Annotated in this window: 17 protein-coding genes; 4 read left to right on the plus strand and 13 right to left on the minus strand. The window is 49.3% G+C overall.

The window, feature by feature from the left end; genetic code table 11:
• Positions 1-154: 154 nt before the first annotated feature.
• A complete protein-coding gene (metA, locus tag B3W37_RS13965; protein WP_483170015.1) occupies positions 155-1,102 on the minus strand; it encodes a homoserine O-acetyltransferase MetA in 948 nt (315 codons plus the stop codon).
• A 52-nt stretch (positions 1,103-1,154) separates the two neighbouring features.
• Positions 1,155-1,970, minus strand: a complete 816-nt coding sequence (larE, locus tag B3W37_RS13970) for an ATP-dependent sacrificial sulfur transferase LarE (protein ID WP_483176166.1) — start codon at positions 1,968-1,970, stop codon at positions 1,155-1,157.
• A 513-nt stretch (positions 1,971-2,483) separates the two neighbouring features.
• On the opposite strand from larE, the gene B3W37_RS13975 reads away from it, so the two are divergent.
• Complete coding sequence (locus B3W37_RS13975) at positions 2,484-3,242, plus strand: tRNA threonylcarbamoyladenosine dehydratase (RefSeq protein ID WP_483176167.1); 759 nt, start codon at positions 2,484-2,486, stop codon at positions 3,240-3,242.
• Between the two features lie 184 nt (positions 3,243-3,426).
• On the opposite strand, the gene cysK is transcribed toward B3W37_RS13975, so the two are convergent.
• From cysK to B3W37_RS13995, 4 genes are all read right to left on the minus strand, one after another.
• Complete coding sequence (cysK, locus tag B3W37_RS13980) at positions 3,427-4,359, minus strand: cysteine synthase A (RefSeq protein ID WP_481039258.1); 933 nt, start codon at positions 4,357-4,359, stop codon at positions 3,427-3,429.
• Between the two features lie 89 nt (positions 4,360-4,448).
• Entirely contained in the window at positions 4,449-5,582 is a 1,134-nt protein-coding gene (locus B3W37_RS13985) for a trans-sulfuration enzyme family protein (protein ID WP_483176168.1), read from the minus strand.
• A gap of 51 nt (positions 5,583-5,633) precedes the next feature.
• Positions 5,634-6,773 carry a trans-sulfuration enzyme family protein gene (locus tag B3W37_RS13990; protein WP_483170022.1) on the minus strand — a complete coding sequence of 380 codons (1,140 nt, stop codon included), beginning with the start codon at positions 6,771-6,773 and terminating at the stop codon, positions 5,634-5,636.
• Between the two features lie 111 nt (positions 6,774-6,884).
• Positions 6,885-7,328, minus strand: a complete 444-nt coding sequence (locus tag B3W37_RS13995; RefSeq protein WP_483170023.1) for an RrF2 family transcriptional regulator — start codon at positions 7,326-7,328, stop codon at positions 6,885-6,887.
• A 377-nt stretch (positions 7,329-7,705) separates the two neighbouring features.
• Here B3W37_RS13995 and thiI point away from each other — a divergent pair, with 377 nt between their 5' ends.
• The 3 genes from thiI to B3W37_RS14010 all read left to right on the plus strand — a co-directional run bounded on the left by thiI (position 7,706) and on the right by B3W37_RS14010 (position 12,444).
• Positions 7,706-8,878, plus strand: coding sequence for a tRNA uracil 4-sulfurtransferase ThiI (thiI, locus tag B3W37_RS14000; protein ID WP_483170024.1), 1,173 nt, complete (start codon positions 7,706-7,708; stop codon positions 8,876-8,878).
• A gap of 18 nt (positions 8,879-8,896) precedes the next feature.
• Positions 8,897-10,069, plus strand: a complete 1,173-nt coding sequence (locus tag B3W37_RS14005; RefSeq protein ID WP_483170025.1) for a cysteine desulfurase family protein — start codon at positions 8,897-8,899, stop codon at positions 10,067-10,069.
• A gap of 143 nt (positions 10,070-10,212) precedes the next feature.
• Positions 10,213-12,444: a heavy metal translocating P-type ATPase gene (locus tag B3W37_RS14010; RefSeq protein WP_483170026.1), complete on the plus strand. Its 2,232-nt coding sequence runs from the start codon at positions 10,213-10,215 to the stop codon at positions 12,442-12,444.
• Positions 12,445-12,542: 98 nt separating this feature from the next.
• Here the strand turns inward: B3W37_RS14010 and B3W37_RS14015 are convergent, their stop codons facing one another.
• The 7 genes from B3W37_RS14015 to thiS all read right to left on the minus strand — a co-directional run.
• Positions 12,543-13,205: a methyltransferase family protein gene (locus B3W37_RS14015; protein WP_483170027.1), complete on the minus strand. Its 663-nt coding sequence runs from the start codon at positions 13,203-13,205 to the stop codon at positions 12,543-12,545.
• Between the two features lie 180 nt (positions 13,206-13,385).
• On the minus strand, positions 13,386-14,618 hold the full coding sequence (locus tag B3W37_RS14020) for an O-acetylhomoserine aminocarboxypropyltransferase/cysteine synthase family protein (protein WP_483170028.1): 1,233 nt from the start codon (positions 14,616-14,618) through the stop codon (positions 13,386-13,388).
• A complete protein-coding gene (locus B3W37_RS14025; RefSeq protein ID WP_481039273.1) occupies positions 14,615-14,863 on the minus strand; it encodes a sulfurtransferase TusA family protein in 249 nt (82 codons plus the stop codon). The genes B3W37_RS14020 and B3W37_RS14025 overlap by 4 nt, the downstream gene beginning before the upstream one ends.
• On the minus strand, positions 14,860-15,726 hold the full coding sequence (locus B3W37_RS14030; protein WP_483170029.1) for a 4Fe-4S binding protein: 867 nt from the start codon (positions 15,724-15,726) through the stop codon (positions 14,860-14,862). The genes B3W37_RS14025 and B3W37_RS14030 overlap by 4 nt, the downstream gene beginning before the upstream one ends.
• Positions 15,727-15,728: 2 nt before the next feature.
• A complete protein-coding gene (locus tag B3W37_RS14035; protein WP_483170030.1) occupies positions 15,729-16,145 on the minus strand; it encodes a M67 family metallopeptidase in 417 nt (138 codons plus the stop codon).
• Between the two features lie 20 nt (positions 16,146-16,165).
• The gene (locus tag B3W37_RS14040; RefSeq protein WP_483176169.1) at positions 16,166-16,975 is read right to left on the minus strand and encodes a HesA/MoeB/ThiF family protein; all 810 of its coding nucleotides are present in this window, start codon (positions 16,973-16,975) and stop codon (positions 16,166-16,168) included.
• The coding region (gene thiS, locus B3W37_RS14045) for a sulfur carrier protein ThiS (protein ID WP_483176184.1) at positions 16,975-17,102 on the minus strand (128 nt) is incomplete at its 5' end. The genes B3W37_RS14040 and thiS, both read right to left, overlap by 1 nt.

Consider the following 17,102-nt stretch of genomic DNA (forward strand, 5'->3'; position numbering starts at 1 on the left):
GGTCTGGCGTATCTCCTTTGGACTATTCACGTCCGGGTGTGAAACTGTCAGCCATCCTCTTATTGCAGCGTTAGTTTCTGATCAGGCGGCATTGACTATACCGCATTCATTTGTTAATCCGTTGCTTCTTCTATCTTCGAAGGCCTGCTTAAATCTATTCCACGTGCCAGGTTCCTTTTTTGCCATTGCATAGTTCGGTCAAATCGTACGGTGTCTCTTGATAGACATGGTAGTTCAGCCAATTGGTGAATAATAAATTGGCATGGCTTCTCCACCGGACTTCCGGAAGTTTGGAGGGATCATTATCCGGATAGTAGTTTGCCGGCACATTAATAGTCAGGCCTTTGGCAACATCCCGGTCATACTCGGCTTTTAAAGTGAGGGGATCATATTCGGAATGGCCGGTAATGAATATCTGCCGCTGATCTTTGTTGGCGACAATATATATCCCGGCTTCCTCAGACTCTGACAATATATCCAGCTCCGGAACCTTCTCGATATCAGCGCGGCGTATCTCTGAATGCCTGGAATGGGGGGCATAAAATACGTCATCGAAACCCCTTAACAGGGGTACGTTTTTCTCTAAAACCCGGTGCTTGAAAACCCCGAACATCTTCTGGCCGAGCGGATATTTGGGCACGCCGTAATGGTAGTATAAGCCTGCCTGAGCGCCGACACAGATATGCAGTGTAGCCCACACGTGCTTTTTGGTCCATTCCAGTACGTCGGCCAATTCATCCCAATAAGTCCATTCTTCATAATCCAGGTGTTCTACAGGGGCCCCGGTGATGATCATTCCATCAAATTTCTGCTTTTCAATCCGCGTAAAAGTAGTATAAAAATTCTGCAAATGCTCTTCTGAAGTATTTTTGGATTCATGGCTCTCCATGCACAGCAGTATGATTTCGACTTGCAGCGGGCTGTTGGCCAAAAGCCTCAACAGCTGGGTTTCGGTGACAATTTTCTGCGGCATCAGGTTTAAAATCGCGATCCTGAGAGGACGAATATCTTGATGACTGGCCCGCTTTTCTTTCATAACAAAGATATTCTCGCCCTGAAGTATATTGCTGGCCGGAAGATTATCCGGTATTATAATCGGCACTATGAATTACCTCCTTAATTATCTGTCCACCTGCGTAATATATTTCTCCGGTTCAATCGCTGGGGACCTGACTCGAATTCATGCTTCCGGTTCGATAACCCTGCATGTCAAGGGTGATGTAGCGGAAACCCAACTGCCTCAGATGACTGTCAATCTTATCCATGGCGGCTTCTGACAACAGTTTATGGCGTTCATTATCACCAACCTCGATTCGAGCCAGATCCTGGTGCATTCGAACCCTCACTTGTTTTATTCCCAGGCCGAGCAGGTAATCTTCCGCGGCTTCCACCATCTTTAACTTTTGATTGCTGATCCTCTCACCATGCACAAACCGGGATGATAAACATGCGGCGGCCGGTTTTTCCGAGGTTTCCAGACGCATTTGCCTTGACAATTGCCTGATTTCCGACTTATTCAGGCCAGACTCCAGCAGAGGACTTGCAATCCCGAGCTCACGCAAGGCTTTCAGGCCGGGACGGATATCGCTCAAATCGTCAACATTGGACCCGTCGGCAACATGTTCAAAACCTCTATCCCGGGCTATTTCTTTAAGCTTAGAAAATAGTTGATATTTACATAAATAGCAGCGCTCGGGCGGGTTGTCACTAAACCCGGCAACTTTAAATGGATCTATGTTGACGACCAGATAGTTTACATCCAGTTTTCTGGCTATACGCACGCATTCCATGGATTCTCTTTGCGGATAAGTGGGGCCGATTGCAGTAACTGCCAGCACCCTTTGCTTCAAAACTTCTTTGGATACGGCCAGTAAGAATGTACTGTCGACGCCGCCGCTAAAGGCGATCAAGGCGCTCCCCAACGATTTAATATGCTGTTTGAGTGAATTCATTTTCTCTTCACTGTGCATTATCTTCTCCAACCTGCATTGATAATAATTAATGCCCCATATATTATATAAACAAGTATCTTTACTAATTTTATAGGTATTATAGGGTATTTAGAACCAGATTTCAATACTTTGCAAACCCGCCGGAGGCTGGTTTTAACTTGAACAGCATCGCTTAATAGTGCGGCGGCGGATACTTGATAATTATAACAATTTTCCGGGCCGTATTGAGCGATATAATAAAAATAGCGCCCGGGTAATTTCTAAGCTCCTGGGATGCCTTAGCTTTAGTTGCCAACATCTGCAAACCATCATTGATAGATTACTCACGCTGCTCCTCGGCACCGGGAGCTTCCTGGTCAGCAGATCTGCGACCCATCATTTATAGGTTGCTCACGGGTTAAGTTCATATTTATCGGCGTTTATTGCTATTTGCGAATAATGTCAAGCGGTTGGTCACTCGAACAATTTTTGTTATGATTACTTTGTTAAATATAATTTAGTCCTTAGGAAGGACTTTAACCCGGAGGATGAATGGTCAACGAATTTTCGAGAACCGAATTGTTATTAGGCAAAGAGGCCATGACCCGTCTTGCACGGAGCCGGGTCGCCGTATTCGGCATCGGAGGGGTGGGCAGTTTTGCCGTCGAAGCCCTGGCCCGTGCCAATGTGGGCAGCTTTTTACTGGTGGATGATGATCTGATATGCAGAACCAACATTAACCGGCAGATTCATGCCACCAGCAGAACGGTGGGCCGGCCAAAAGTAGAAGTTATGCGTGAAAGAATTATGGATATAAACCGCCGGGCTCAAGTCGACATTCTCCAAACCTTTTTCTCCGGCCAGTGTTCGGACGCAATGATTAGCAAAGATTTGGATTACATTATCGACGCGATCGATACGGTCAGCTCTAAAATCGAATTAGTGGTTAAAGCCAATGAACTGAATATCCCCATTATCAGCTGTATGGGAGCTGGAAATAAGTTGGACCCCGGCCGTTTTGAGATCGCGGATATATACGATACTTCCATATGTCCGCTAGCCAGGGTAATGCGTAAAGAATTGAGAAAAAGAAACATTCCGTCCCTTAAAGTGGTCTATTCCAAAGAAAAACCGCTCGTGCCCATTTCAACTGAAGACTCCGACTGCAATGCAGGATGCATATGCCCCCAAGGATCTGCTCGTACCTGCACCATGCGCCGGCAGATACCGGGCAGCATCTCCTTCGTTCCTTCCGCGGCCGGTTTGCTCATGGCCGGCCAAGTGGTGCGCGATTTGATCGCGTCTAAATAAAACCGCCCCGTCAAATCCAGAGGAATGCCAATCGCATTTCGCACTGACGACCATATAAGAAAACCGGCTAATCCAACCCGGGTAAATTAGCCGGTTCATGCCTGTATTTAAAACTTTCAGGTATCCTTTCTTTTGGAGATGACCTGCCCTGCAGAAAGGGTTCTTGCCTTTGATATGGGAAGTTCTACCCCTGGAAGAGTTCCGTGGAGAGATATCTTTCACCAGTGTCGGGAAGCAGAATAACCACTGTTTTCCCCTTGTTTTCAGGTCTTTTCGCTATTTGGGTGGCTGCAAAAGCGGCCGCTCCCGAAGAAATCCCCACCAGGAGACCTTCGGTTCTGGCAAGCAAGCGGGAAGTTTTAAACGCGTCCTCATTTTTCACCTTAAATACTTCATCCAAAATGCTCCGGTTCAACACCTCAGGAATAAAATTGGCTCCGATACCCTGAATTTTGTGGGGGCCGGCCTGTCCTCCGGAAAGCAGCGGCGAATCGTACGGTTCAACCGCCACTATCTTTACCCCTGGTTTATTGGCTTTAAGAATTTCTCCGACCCCGGTGATGGTTCCGCCCGTTCCGACTCCCGCCACAAATATATCCACCTGTCCATCAGTATCCCGCCAAATCTCTCGCGCGGTAGTTTCCCGATGAATGGCCGGGTTGGCAGGATTACTAAACTGTTGGGGAATGAAAGCGTTGGGCATACTGGCCGCCAGCTCGTCGGCTGCTCTCAAGGCGCCGGCCATGCCTTCATGCCCCGGGGTCAAAACCAGCTCGGCACCGAGGGCTTTCAAGAGATTGCGGCGCTCTAAGCTGAAGGTTTCAGGCATAGTTAAAATGAGGCGATAACCTTTGGCTGCCGCTACAAAAGCCAGTGCTATACCTGTATTTCCACTGGTAGGCTCGATGAGTACAGACTCCTTATTTATCAAGCCTTTTTCTTCGGCATCCTTGATCATGGCATAACCGATCCGGTCTTTGACGCTGCCGGCCGGATTGAAGTATTCCAGTTTGCCCAGCAGCCTGGCGTCTACCTGGTTGCAGGCGGAGTAGTTCGACAGTTCCAAAAGCGGAGTACTGCCGATAAGCTCAGTAAGGTTTGATGCGATTCCCGACATGCAAAGTCCTCCTTTGTCTTTTCCCATACGGTGCAGGTAGTCTTGAAACTGAATGCTTTATTATTTAGATCTTACGTCTATTCCGCTTATTAGGCCAACGCCTGGTCAAAATCCTTAATCAGGTCTTCAACATCTTCCAAACCCAGAGAGACCCGGATCAGATTCTCGGTAATGCCCAGTCTCAACCGTTCCGACCGGGGCATGGAGGCATGGGACATGGTGACCGGATATGATACTATGGTCTCCACCCCGCCGAGGCTGACCGCCACGGCAGCCAATGTCACCCGGCTCATGAACCTGCGGGCCAATTCAACAGACCGGGTTTTAAATGCCAAAACCGCTCCCGGTCCGTCTGACTGGCGTTTATGTATGTCACTTCCGGGATGACTGTCAATACCGGGATAATAAACCTTTTCAACCTGTTTTTGCGCCATGAGCCATTCGGCTATAATCCGGGCGCTGTTTTGCTGATGGTCCATGCGTACTTTGAGGGTTTTCAAACCACGCAGCAGCAGCCAGCTGTCTTGAGGTCCCAATATGGCGCCGAAACCGTTTTGAACCGAATAAACCTCCCGGGCTATATCTTCATCGCTAACCACTGCCAGGCCGCCGATCACATCGCTGTGCCCGCCTATAAATTTAGTGGCGCTATGGACGACTATATCCGCGCCCAATTCCAAGGGGCGCTGCAGATAGGGGGACATAAAGGTGTTGTCGACGATAACCAAAAGGCCGTTTTGCTTGGCAATATCAATGGCTGCTCTTAAATCCGTTATTTTCATCAACGGGTTGGAAGGGGTTTCCAAAAACAAGGCGCGGGTATTATTTCGGATAGCTGCTTTAATTCGATCCGGATCCGCTGCGTCTACAAAAGTGCTGTCAAGGCGGAAACGCTTAAATAAAGAATTCATGATGCGAAAGGTGCCGCCGTAAACATCTTCGCAGACCACGATATGGTCGCCCGCCGCGAATATTGACAAAACCGATGCTGTAGCGGCCATGCCGGATGCAAAGGCAAAACCCCTATGCCCCCCCTCCAACACCGCGATAGTGTTTTCCAGCGCCTGACGGGTAGGATTGCCCGAGCGCGAATAGTCAAAGCGCTGCGCTTTATTTATGTCGGATTGATGAAAGGTGGAAACCTGGTGAATGGGTATACTTAGCGCCCCGGTATGTTCGTCTATCTCATTGCCGTTGTGGATTAGCCTGGTGCCAAAACGCATCTTTTCCTCCCTTAATTTACGTATTTCGGAAACTGTCGCAATACAACTGAGTTAAGCCAGCGCCTGCTTTAAATCATCGATGATGTCTTCCACTGCTTCGATCCCAACCGACAGACGCAATAATTTTTCATCTACGCCCAAATGATCCAGTATTTCTTTGGGTATGGAGGCATGCGTCTGAGTAATGGGATAAGTAATCAGACTCTCTACCCCTCCCAGGCTTTCAGCAAAGGCAATCAGTTTAACCCTGCCCAATATTGCTTCCGCCAAGGCCGGGTCCCTGACAGAGAATGAAATCATAGCCCCGAATCCGGAAGCCTGCTCTCTGCAAACAGCATGCCCCTGGTGATCGCTTAACCCAACGTAATATACTTTCTCCACCCGGGGGTGGTCTTTAAGCCAATTGGCAATAATGCGGGCATTTTGCTCCTGTCTCTCCATGCGTATAGCCAGCGTTTTCAAGCCCCTCAAAATCAGCCAGCTGTCAAAAGGCGCCAGGACGCCGCCAATAGCGTTTTGGTAAAATCTCAGCCGCTCCTCCAGGACTTGGTCTTTCACGATGACAAAACCGGCCAGCGTATCGTTGTGCCCTCCCAGATACTTGGTAGCGCTGTGAACCACGATATCGGCCCCCAGCTGTAAAGGCCTCTGCAAATAAGGAGTGAGAAAGGTGTTGTCGACAATAGTGAGCATTTGATGAACCCTGGCGATTTCAACCACAGATTTTATGTCGGTAACCTTCATCATGGGATTGGAAGGGGTTTCAATAAAAACAGCCCGGGTATTCGCTCTGATAGCATTGATAACGTTCTCGGTTATGCCGGTGTCAAGATATGTAAAGTCCAAACCGTGCTTTCGCGAGATTTCTTCGAAAAGCCGGTATGTCCCTCCATAAAGGTCATCAGACACCAATAGGTGGTCGCCGGGCGAAAATATTTCACAGAGCGTAGCGATAGCCGCCATGCCGCTGGAAAATGCAAATCCCGCCAGCCCCCCTTCCAAATCGGCTATGGTTTTCTCGATTTCTTCCCGGGTCGGATTGCCCGAGCGGGTATAATCATAGCCGGTACTCTGTCCCAGTCCCGGATGCTTAAAAGTAGCCGTCTGGTAAATGGGGAAGCTGATCGCCCCGGTGTGCGGATCCGCTCCTTTATGACCCCTTACGATCTTGCTCTCTATCCTCAGCCCCATCTAAGCTGCCTCCCACCATAAATCAGTCCCATTCGCAGTAAATCGCGGTTGTTATTATTATTCCAATAGTTTTACTGCTTTTCAGCCCAAAAAATTATTGCCCTAAATTGCCTAAATATAGAACATAAGCGACATATGCCCTTGCATTTTCTTATACTCAAGCAGCAAGTCTTCCAAAGTAATGGCGTCAACCACGCTATTAATGCTCTCGTTGATTTGATCCCACACCTGTTTCTTCAAACAGTATTCAACTGGATTTTTTGATTCGCTGTCCGCGCTGTCGCCCGCGACAACTAAATCCCCTTCAAGGGCACGAAGTATTTGGCCGACCGTAATGCGGTTAAGACTGTCAGCCAGCACATAACCTCCCTGAGCCCCTTTTACACTGTTGACCAAACCGGCTTTTCTTAAAATTGAAAAAACCTGTTCCAGATAATTGGAAGAAATATTCTGCCGTTCAGCAATCGTATTTAAAGCCACATGATCGCCGCCCGAGTTTAGCGCCAGATCAAGCATGGCCCTCAAACCGTAACGGCCTTTGGTGGACATTCTCATAATTCAACCTCCAGATAGTTTTCTTATATGAATAATAATATATCCGCAAGAGCGGATGCAAGTATAATTAACATGGCTTTATTACCGGCTGCTTATCCTGGAGGCGATGATACCTGTATACAGCCGCTTTGCACAAATGCTTTATAAGCGGCCAATTTCCTATAATATTTATAGGATTCCCGGTTTATTTATACCAAAACCTCAGGCCGGCATCAAATAAATTTCAGTCAAACCGTTGACAGTTTCAGACAGCTACGGTACCCTTTCACTATTCCTATTTATTCTATAGATTTTATAGTAATATGATTATGCTGTTTAACCGGGGCAGCTTTGTATAATACTAAGCAATACCTTTTGATCATTAGGAAGGATATTCAATGTTTAATGCCATTTTATGCCGTTATGGAGAGCTGGGATTAAAAGGAGACAACCGGGGTTATTTTGAAAAAACCCTGTTGAGCAACATCGTGCAGGTCCTGGAACCTCTAGCGGGGGTTTCGGTAAAGCGTCTTTCCGGCAGGATACTGGTGACTTACCAGCAAAATGTTGAGTCAGTTTTGGAGCGATTGCGCCTGGTCTTCGGCCTGGTATCAATAAGCCCGGCGATAGTAGTTAAACCCGATGTGGAGGAAATATACCAGGCGGCAGAACATTTATTTAGCGGATTTTATAATGCTAAAACCTTCGCGGTACGGTGCCGCCGTTCGGATAAGCGTTTCCCTATGAAATCCCCTCAATTGGGGGCATGGTTGGGCAGCCGCATCATTGAAAATCACCCCGATTTAAAAGTAGATCTGGGCAGCCCCGACCTGGCAGTCAATGTAGAAGTCAGGGAGAGCCTGGCGCTGGTATATGCAGCTGTTTACCCAGGCCCCGGCGGCCTGCCGGTTTCAAGCAGCGGCCATGGCGTTTTGCTGTTGTCGGGAGGCTTGGATAGTCCGGTGGCGGGATGGATGGCCATGAAGCGAGGCATTAAACTTACAGCGGTTTACTATCATAGTTTTCCTTTCACCGGCGACCACGCCAAGCAAAAAGTCATTGATTTGGCCAGGAGGCTGGCCGCGTACAACCGCGGCTCCATGCAGCTGGTGATCGTGGATGTGGCATCCATCCAAGAAACGATTATCGAAAGATGCCCCGAAAAACTGCGGGTAACCCTGTTGCGGCGTATGATGCTGCGCCTGGCGGAAAGCCTCGCGGCTCAAATAAAGGCTCAGGTGCTTATAACCGGCGATAGCGTTGGTCAGGTTGCCAGCCAAACCCTGGAAAGCTTAAATGTGATTTCAGAGGCGGTGGATATGCTGCTGCTGCGCCCGTTATGCGCTATGGATAAAACCGAGATTACCGCTTTAGCCCGTCAAATAGCGACCTATGAGACTTCGATACTGCCTTATCAGGACTGCTGCTCGCTTTTCCTGCCCCGGCACCCGGCCACCCGCCCGGCTTTACGGGAAACTTTGCAGGCTGAAGCCCTGGTGGAATGGCAGCCGCTCCTGGAAAATGCCTTCAATACCCGGGAAGTAATTAATCTGGCGGCTTCGCTGAGCTAGATCTGGGGGTAAAATAAATTGGGCACCGACAATATTATCTATCTTGATAATGCCGCCACCACCGCTGTGGCGCCTGAAATTGCAGAAGCGATAAAGGAGATTATGGTCCATAATTACGGCAATCCCTCATCTTTGCACGGATTAGGCCTGAAAGCCGCCAACCACCTTAGGGCGGCCAGGACAACGCTGGCCTCCTGCCTGGGAACCGGAGAAGACGAAATTATCGTCACTTCCGGGGCCAGCGAAGCCAATAACCTGGCTCTGCTGGGCGCAGCCCTGGCCAACCAGAGAAAAGGGCGCCATATTATTTACTCGGCCATAGAACATCCCTCGGTTATCGAACCCATGAAGTTTTTAAGTCAAAAGGGTTTCGAGGTTGAAGTCTGTCCCGTCAATAAGCATGGAATAGTTGAGCAGCCGGTACTGGCGGATATGGTCAGGGAAAGCACGATTTTAGTCAGCATTATGATGGTCAATAATGAAATCGGCAGCGTGCAGAACATCGCCGGCCTGGCTAAAGCCGCCCGGACTGTGAATCAGAAAGTATACTTTCACTCCGACTGTGTGCAGGCTTTTGGTAAAGTTATGGTAAAACCCCGCCAGTTGGGTATTGATATGCTGTCGCTGAGCGCCCACAAGCTTCACGGTCCCAAGGGCGTGGGAGCCCTTTATCTAAACAAGGGCATTAAGTGGAACAGCCTGTCACTGGGTGGCGGCCAGGAAGGAGGCCGCAGGTCGGGAACCGAGAATGTTCCCGGAGCGGTCGGGTTTGCACTGGCTGCGGAAAATGCCTGTAAAAATCTCGAACCTGACTGTCGCCACATGTACAGCCTCAAAGAGCACCTGCTGAGGCTGCTCGGTGAGCAGGATATACCATTTGCAGTCAACGGTCCCGATCCATTGGATTCATTATATTCCGCTCCCCATATTCTCAACATATCTTTTCCCGGAATCAGAGGCGAAGTTCTCATGCACTTTTTGGAAAGAGATCATATTTACATCTCCACCGGGTCGGCTTGCTCCTCGCAGAAAACCAAAAGCAGCCATGTTCTAAAGGCTCTCAATCTGCCTGGCGAGCGGGCCGACGGCGCGGTTCGCATCAGTCTGTCCCCCTGCAATAACCGGCAAGAAATAGTCCGCCTGGTTGAATCTCTAAGCCGGGCCGTTTCGCAAATAAGAGACCTGGTATAGATTCCTGCAGCCTTGGACACCGTTTCTCAACAAGCTCGACTCCATACATCACCACTCTGGTAAAATGAGATATCAATACTATTTCCCCGGCAGTATGCTCTTGAACCGTTAAGTATAACGCCAGTGATCGAGGAGGGATTGAGATGGACCAGCATGATCATCATGATGACAGTCACAGAAAACACTTGGACCATGCGGCTGCCGCTGACAAACCCGGACCCACATCCGAACCAGGGCGTCACCACCCTATTCATGCCAGTCATTCCGCACCACCCTCCCTTGAAACAACCGAACCCCATAATACTGGAGCTAAAAATCTACATGTTCATGCCCATCCTCAAACCATGAATTCGCAAGTAAATCATGCTATCGACCACAGCGCCCGTAATGGTCATTCAAGCGGTCACGGCAAAGGGCAGCATGCCCATCATAATCCGAAAGTGTTTTTCAAAAAACTGTGGTTATCGGCCCTGCTCACTATTCCGGTCCTGGCCGTCAGCCCTCATTTTCTGGCTTTGCTGGGCATAATGGCTCCAAGTTTCCCGGGAAGTCATTATATCGCTCCATTGTTTGCAACCCTGGTCTTTTTCTATGGCGGCCTGATCTTTCTCCAGGGGGCCGGGGCGGAAATCAAAACGCGCCAACCGGGAATGATGACCTTGATCGCTCTGGCTATAACCGTATCCTACGGCTACAGCTTATTGGTTACTTTTGGCCTGAACGGCGAAGAGATTTACTGGGAGCTGACGACTTTGATCGTAATCATGCTGCTCGGACACTGGCTGGAAATGAGCGCGGTCCAGAATGCGGGGAGCGCCTTGAATGAAATGGCCCGGCTGCTGCCCGATACAGCAATTAAAGTCAAGGATGATGAACTGGTCGAAGTGGCGGTTACCGAACTGAGGGCAGGTGACCTGCTTCTGATCCGCCCCGGCGCCAGGGTTCCCGCTGACGGGCAGGTAGTCCAGGGCAACAGCCTGGTCAATGAGTCTATGGTCACGGGAGAATCGGTTCCAGTCGCCAAGCAGCCGGGCGATAGTATCATTGCCGGTACGATTAACGAAGACGGGGCCTTAAGAATTCAAGTGATGAAAACTGGCGCTGAAACCTATCTGGCCGGAATAATGCGCCTGGTGGAAGAAGCCCAGAAGTCCCGGTCCAGATCCCAGGTCCTGGCCGACCGAGCCGCCTTCTGGCTGGTCATCATTGCATTGAGTTCGGCACTGCTTACCGCCCTGGCCTGGAACCTGGCCGGAGCTCCCTTAAATATCATTATGGAGCGGGTGGTGACGGTTATGGTAGCGGCCTGCCCCCATGCTCTCGGTCTGGCCATCCCGCTGGTGGTGGCCATATCTACGACCATTACCGCCAGAGCCGGTCTTCTGGTTCGCAACCGGCTGATGCTGGAGGAAGCCCGGAATGTCAATTGCGTGGTTTTTGATAAGACCGGCACACTGACCAAAGGAGAGCATAAACTTTCCAAAATTATTCCCGTTGCAGGGTTTACGGAAGAAAAGGTGTTGAGCCTGGCGGCTGCGGCTGAATTTGAGGCGGAGCATATGCTGGGTCGTGGAATAGTAAATGCGGCCCGGGAGAAAAACCTTGATATTCCTCAGGCTGCCGGCTTCGAGGCCATGCCCGGCCGGGGCATAATAGCCCAAATTGACGGTCAAGAGGTGCAGGTGGGAGGTCCCAACCTGATAAGCTCGCTCGGAATCAGCCTGCCGTCCGAATTATTTGAATCCCTCCAGCACTCCGATGATCTGGGTATAACCAGCGTTTATCTGGTAGTTGACAAAAAGGTCGCCGGTTTATTGAGCCTGGCTGATGTAGTTAAGGAAGAATCGCAGGAGGCTATAAACATCATAAAGGCTATGGGCATCAAAGTGGCTATGCTGACCGGTGACAATGGCGCCGTGGCGGCTCAGATCTCCCAACAAATCGGCATCGATGAATATTTTGCCGGCGTCCTTCCGGAGCACAAGGCGGATAAAATACGTGAGCTTCAAAATCAGGGCTATCGCGTGGCTATGGTGGGAGATGGGGTTAATGACGCCCCCGCTTTGGCCCAGGCCGATGTAGGCATCGCCATCGGCGCCGGAACCGATGTAGCTATAGAATCGGCCGGCATCATTCTGGTCCACAACGATCCCCGCGATGTAGCCCGTTTATTCAAAATATCCAAAGCGACTTATCGAAAAATGGTCCAGAATCTGGCCTGGGCCACCGGCTACAATGCCGTGGTTATTCCGCTGGCAGCGGGCGTGCTGGCCCCCTGGGGATTCGTTTTACCGATGGCGGCCGGAGCCGTGGTGATGTCTTTAAGCACCATCATCGTGGCGATCAATGCGCAGTTGTTGAAGAAATACCTGTGATGCTTACAGATGCCTCAATAAAATTTATAATTAATTGCCCCTCTAGCATGCTTTTATTATAAAATGTCAGTGTGTTGATTCTATGAAGATTTTAAAATCTAAGCTTTGTTATAACCTATCGGTTGTTCGGTATTACCCCAAAGCTTTGGGATATAAGCCGGCACTCTCCGAGCATACTTCCGGTACTCGTCGCCAAAGGTTTCAATCATAATATCCTCTTCCCGTTTTGACAATCTCTTGTACATATACATCAAAATAGGCGCCATCAAAAACGTGATAATGGTGGGCCATTGAACCAAGAAACCTAAAATTGCAAGAGAAAACCCGACGTATTGAGGATGGCGCACATATTTATATATTCCATCAGTTACCAGATCACCTGATCCAGCATGTATTTCTCTCCACCCTATGGCAATGATGATCAATCCGCTAAAAATTAAAATGTTGCTCAACGGATGCAAAATGCTGAATAGAACCGGTGATCCGCCCGCTAATGTTACCCATAAATGGCCGTTCATATGAGAATAAGGGTTCAACACCGGATACCTGCTGCCTAAAATGCTGGTCAGAATATATATAGTCAGGGGAAAACCAAACATCTCACTGAACAAAGCAACTAGAAAAGCCATGAATGCTCCTAATGTCTGCCAATCTCTTTTAGTAGCAGGCCTAAAAGCCGAATAAGCAAACAGACTGAATACGACTACGTTGAAGACCACCATGGTCCAAAAACCGTAAGCATACGTCTCACTGAAGCCCATAAACGATCCCTCCCTAAGAATACAAATCGAATTTATTCTCTATCCCAGGTTATCATTAATATTAAGAATCGTTTGTGGTGATTTTATGAAGATCTTAAGTTAAGTTGCCACTCCTGGGCTTGGCGTTCACCCTTTACGCCACAGCATAAATATTCTCTTTAAGCTAGCCGGCCATAAAATTTAAGCAATACTTTCTAAGGCCTGTTCGAAGTCTTCGATCAAATCCTCGACATCTTCCAGGCCCACGCTGATCCTGATAAGGTCCTCGTATACTCCCATGCTTTCCTTTTCCTCAATAGTATTGGTGATATAAATGGTCGAAGCCGGGTGTATGACCAGGGTTCTCACGTCTCCGATATTGGCCAGATTGGTGGCGTATTTGAGATGGTTAATCAGTTTAAAAGCATTCTGTTTCGAACCTATCCGTATAGTGAATATTGCTCCATATCTGCCGCCAAACTGCCCGGCAGCCAGCTGGTGATCCGCATGCGCCTCCAGCCCGGGGTAGTTGAGGGCCAGAACTTTGGGATGGTTTTTTAAGGCCGAAGCCAAAAGGAGAGTATTCTGACATAGCCTTTCCATCCTGAGTCCCAGGGTCTCAAGACCGATGCCGTTTAGGAATGCGTTAAAGGGAGATAAACAGGCCCCGAAATCTTTGAACAAGCCTTTTCTAAGTTTGGCCAGGTAAACAAAAGCTCCGAACTTTTTGAAATCCTTTAAAGAGGAATAACGCTCGTAATTCCATTTGAATTTACCGCTGTCCAGGATGATACCGCCGATGGAATTACCGCTGCCGTTAATATACTTGGAAGTGGAATGGATGACGATATCCGCTCCCAACGCAATAGGTTTGACCAGATAGGGTGTGGTGGCAGTGTTGTCCACCACCAGAGGAATTCCATGGCTATGAGCCAGTTCTGATATTTGCTGTATATCCGGTACGTCCAGTTTGGGATTGCCAATGGTTTCGATATAGATCAGCCGGGTTTTTTCGGTTATGGCGTCCTCGAAGCTCCTGATGCGGTTGTCTTTTACATAACAGGTCGAAACCCCGAAGTCCTCCAGGCCTTTAAACAGTGAATGGGTACCGCCGAATATTCCAGTTCCTGATACGATTTCTTCACCGCTTTTCAAAATGTTCATGACCGCCAGAGTGACGGCGGCCATGCCGGATGAACAGGCCACCGCGCCCACGGCCCCTTCCAGATAGGCCAGCCGTCTTTCAAAAGCTTCAACCGTGGGATTGTTGATGCGGGTATAGATGAATCCCGGTTGAGTGCCTTTAAATATATTCTCCAATTCCTCAGCCGTGCTATGTTCAAAGGAAGAAGACTGGTATATGGGAATGTTGGTGGCCCCGGTTTTCTGGTCGGAAGCAGCCTGACCATGGATCAGCGCCGTATTAAACCTCATAACAAGCCGCCTTTTTCAACCAGCATGGTGTAGGTTCCATCTTGATTGTTTTTTATCTTAAGGACCTTATGGCCTTCGTCCTTAAGACTTCGGGGCACGTTTTGAATGGGTTCACCCTCGTTGATCAGCACTTCAATAACCTGGCCGTCCTCCAGCTCTTCAAGGGCTACCTTTACTTTAACAAAGGTTACCGGGCATACCACATCGCTGATATCTACAAATGCCCGGGCTTTTTCTGCACTCATGAAAAGACCTCCTGCAGTTCCTTCTCCAATAAATCCCAACCCGCCCGGTCCAGCAGGGTCCCAAAGCGCTCTGAAGCCCTGCCGTGCTTGTCAAAGAAGGCCAGGGTAGCCTCAATGACTTGGTGCAGCTCTTCAGTGGAAAATATAATAGGTAAAAGCTGCCTGCCCACTGCAATCCGGTTTCCAAACAGCCCTCCAAAATATACGATGAATCCGCTTTTTCCCTCCCAGGCCTCGGTGGGGCAGGATTTAACGCAGCGCCCGCAGTAGTTGCACCCGCTTTTATCGAAGGTCAGGGTTTCACGGTCCTGGTCAACCTTAATGATCCCGGCTGAACAAACCGCTTCGCACAGGCCGCAATAGTTGCATTGATCTTCAATCCATTCCGTCAGCATACCGCCTTTAATCCCCAGGTCGTTTTCTTCGGCTTTCAGGCAGTTGTTCCGGCACCCGGTGATGCCCAGCTTAAATTTATGCGGCAGGTCCCGGGCGTAATATTTTTCATCCAGCTCCGCAGCCAGGGAAGTCGTGTCTATCAAACCGCTGGGGCAAACCCCGTTCCCCTGGCAGGCGGTGACGGTTCTTACCCGGGGTCCGCAGGCTCCGGGCTGCAAGCCCGTTTTAGCTAATTCCTGCTTTACCGTGTCTATGTCCTCCAGCTTGATAAAGGGTATTTCTATCCCCTGGCGGGAGGTCATGTGGATGTATCCCCTTCCGTACTTTTCCGCTATTTCGTTAACCGTGCGCAGCTGTTCGGCTTTAATCTGCCCACCGACGATGCGCAGGCGCAAAGAAAAATGTCCGGCCTGCACCTGCCGCATAAAACCGCCTTTTTTGAGTTCTGCATAATCCACCTGGGCCATGTTTATTCTCCTCCTATCACTAAATCTTCCGGACTGACTTCTTTATTAACAATGAGGAAGCTCTTCAATACAGGGTTTTGTTTTTCCGCCAGCGATAGAATCATATAACTTTTGGACGGGTCAAAAGCCAGTCTGATATCTTCTCGGGAGGGCCGGGCCGGAGTCGCCGGGTGGCTGTGAAAATTGCCCAGGAGCACCCATCCATTGACTCTCATATCCTTTACAGCGGCAAATTGTTCTTTGGGGTCCATGGAAAAGTGCTCCGGGCTTTCATCGATGTTGCGAAGGAAATACACTTTTTCCACGCGCTTCTCTTCATTTTCCAGTCTTCCCGCCAGCAGGCCGCAGGCTTCATTGGGAAGTTCGGCCAGGGAATAATCTATGATTTCATCATAATGTGATTTATATATATGAATCATTTTCTCACCCTGCATAGCAGTTATTTAAGTTCGCAATGCGCCTGTTCATAGTCTTCAAGCTGATGGATGCCGGGGTTGTCGCCGCAAACCGGGCAGCTTTTGCGCTGCGCTATTTTCACCTTCCTGAACTCCATTTTCAGGGCGTCATAGGTCAGAAGATAACCATTAAGCAGACTCCCCACACCCAGAATGTACTTTATCGCTTCGCTGGCCTGAAGGGTTCCGATAATTCCGCCCATAACCCCTATAACTCCGGCCTGCCGGCAGGTGGGAACCGCATCCGGGGGAGGCGGGTTCTTGAATATGCACCGGTAGCAGGGGCCCTGCCCGGGAACATAGGTCATGGTCTGCCCGTTAAACCTGATGATTCCCGCATGGGAAAAGGGTTTTCCCGCCAGGACGCAGGCATCGTTGATCAGGAATTTGGCCGGGAAGTTGTCGGTCCCGTCAATGATAAAGTCATAATCCCGGTCTTTAATGATGTCTCTAATATTGTCGGCCTTTATCCATTCCTGATAAGTCACCACCTCAACATCGGGATTCATTTCATAAATAGTCTCCTGGCCGGAGAGCACCTTGGGCTTGCCTACATCTTTGGTCGCATGTATAATCTGCCTCTGCAGGTTGGACAAGTCGACATCATCAAAATCCACCAGGCCGATGGTGCCGATACCGGCCGCGGCCAGATACATGGCGGCCGGCGCCCCCAGTCCGCCGGTGCCGATAATAAGCACCTTCGCGTTTAAAAGTTTGGCCTGTCCTTTTCCGCCTACTTCTTTGAGGATGATATGCCGGGAGTATCGTTCCAGCTGTTGATTCGATAAACTCACTATTTCCCACCGCCCATATAGTATAGAAACTCGACTTCATCCCCGTCCTGGATGTTAAATGAAGCGAAATCATCCTTATCGATTATTTCTTCATTAACCTGCACCGTCACGTATTCCGGCATTTCAA

This window comes from Syntrophomonas sp. UBA5494 (genome assembly GCF_002426325.1).

Excerpts from the sequence above, each read along its gene's own strand:
- larE (WP_483176166.1), bottom strand. The coding sequence starts at position 1,970 with ATGCACAGTGAAGAGAAAATGAATTCACTCAAACAGCATATTAAATCG.
- B3W37_RS13975 (WP_483176167.1), top strand. The coding sequence starts at position 2,484 with ATGGTCAACGAATTTTCGAGAACCGAATTGTTATTAGGCAAAGAGGCC.
- cysK (WP_481039258.1), bottom strand. The coding sequence starts at position 4,359 with ATGTCGGGAATCGCATCAAACCTTACTGAGCTTATCGGCAGTACTCCG.
- B3W37_RS13985 (WP_483176168.1), bottom strand. The coding sequence starts at position 5,582 with ATGCGTTTTGGCACCAGGCTAATCCACAACGGCAATGAGATAGACGAA.
- B3W37_RS13990 (WP_483170022.1), bottom strand. The coding sequence starts at position 6,773 with ATGGGGCTGAGGATAGAGAGCAAGATCGTAAGGGGTCATAAAGGAGCG.
- B3W37_RS13995 (WP_483170023.1), bottom strand. The coding sequence starts at position 7,328 with ATGAGAATGTCCACCAAAGGCCGTTACGGTTTGAGGGCCATGCTTGAT.
- thiI (WP_483170024.1), top strand. The coding sequence starts at position 7,706 with ATGTTTAATGCCATTTTATGCCGTTATGGAGAGCTGGGATTAAAAGGA.
- B3W37_RS14010 (WP_483170026.1), top strand. The coding sequence starts at position 10,213 with ATGGACCAGCATGATCATCATGATGACAGTCACAGAAAACACTTGGAC.
- B3W37_RS14015 (WP_483170027.1), bottom strand. The coding sequence starts at position 13,205 with ATGGGCTTCAGTGAGACGTATGCTTACGGTTTTTGGACCATGGTGGTC.
- B3W37_RS14020 (WP_483170028.1), bottom strand. The coding sequence starts at position 14,618 with ATGAGGTTTAATACGGCGCTGATCCATGGTCAGGCTGCTTCCGACCAG.
- B3W37_RS14025 (WP_481039273.1), bottom strand. The coding sequence starts at position 14,863 with ATGAGTGCAGAAAAAGCCCGGGCATTTGTAGATATCAGCGATGTGGTA.
- B3W37_RS14030 (WP_483170029.1), bottom strand. The coding sequence starts at position 15,726 with ATGGCCCAGGTGGATTATGCAGAACTCAAAAAAGGCGGTTTTATGCGG.
- B3W37_RS14035 (WP_483170030.1), bottom strand. The coding sequence starts at position 16,145 with ATGATTCATATATATAAATCACATTATGATGAAATCATAGATTATTCC.